Genomic DNA, 1,313 nt, shown 5'->3' with positions numbered 1-1,313 from the left:
TGACCTGCCACGGGATTTTTCCTTCCATGCTCGATTAGAGTCCGGCCCAACCCGAGGACGGACAATGAAGCGAACGAGATTCACGGATGAACAGATCATCCTCTGCCCGGCAGGTGCATGCGCAGGATGCTGCCGAGAGGGGGCATCCTAGCCGAGCACGAGGCAGGCGCGAAGTGCGCCGACCTGTGCCGCAAGCATGGCATGTCGGAAGGCGCCTTCTACAACTGGAAGGCCAAGTTCAGCGGCATGACGGTATCAGAGGCCAAGCGACTGAAGGCGCTCGAGGATGAGAACGCCAAACTGAAGAAGCTTCTGGCCGAACAGATGCTGGATCTGGCTGCGATGAAGGATCTGGTTTCAAAAAAGTGGTAGGGCCCGCCGTGAAGCGTGAAGCCGTTGCGTTTCTTCGGGCCGAGCATGGCCTGTCGGAACGGCGGGCCTGCCATATCGTCGGCGCGGATCGAACGATGATCCGCTATCGCTCTCGGCGCGCCCCGGACACGGTTCTGCGCGGTCGGTTGCGGGATCTGGCCAACGAGCGTCGGCGGTTTGGTTACCGGCGCCTGTTCGTCCTGCTGCGCCGCGAGGGTGAACCCTCGGGGATCAACCGGATCTATCGGCTCTACCGTGAGGAAGGACTGACGGTGCGCAAGCGAAAGGCACGACGCAAGGCTGTCGGGACCCGGGCGCCAATCTTGGTCGAGGCACGGCCTAATGCGCGCTGGTCACTGGATTTCGTCCACGACCAGTTCGCCAATGGCCAGCGCTTCCGGGTGCTCAACGTGGTCGACGACGTCACCCGCGAATGCCTGACTGCGATCCCGGATACTTCGATCTCGGGGCGGCGTGTGGCACGGGAACTGACGGCCCTGATCGAGCGGCACGGAAAGCCCGGCATGATTGTCAGCGACAACGGGACCGAACTGACCAGTAACGCGATCCTGCGGTGGTGCTCCGAGCACCGGATCGAGTGGCACTACATCGCGCCGGGCAAACCCATGCAGAACGGCTTCGTGGAGAGCTTCAACGGTCGGATGCGCGACGAACTGCTCAACGAGACCATGTTCCGCAACCTGGCCCATGCTCGTGTCGTGATCACGGCTTGGGCCACGGACTACAACACCGAGCGTCCCCATTCGGCCTTGGGTTATCAAACCCCGGCTGACTACGCGCGAGCCCTGACCACCGCAATCGCCCGCCCCGCTGCGCGAGATGAAAGCTCCGCGCGTCGGGCGATTGCTCAACCCGCGCCAATCGGCGTAAACACCAACCAGGCTCCGGTCGCAGCTGGATGAAAGTTCAGTGGCAGGTCA

General features: G+C 62.7%; 1 pseudogene. It reads left to right on the top strand.

Annotation, left to right across the window (positions count from 1 at the left end):
- Positions 1–64 precede the first annotated feature (64 nt).
- Positions 65–1,295, top strand: a pseudogene (locus DJ029_RS21465) (IS3 family transposase).
- Positions 1,296–1,313: the final 18 nt, after the last annotated feature.

Origin of the sequence: Oceanibium sediminis, from assembly GCF_003265325.1 — a bacterium.
GTDB classification, from domain to species: Bacteria; Pseudomonadota; Alphaproteobacteria; order Rhodobacterales; family Rhodobacteraceae; genus Halovulum; species Halovulum sediminis.
Note: the sequence above shows the minus strand (reverse complement) of the source record. Positions and strands in the feature narration are given on the sequence as shown.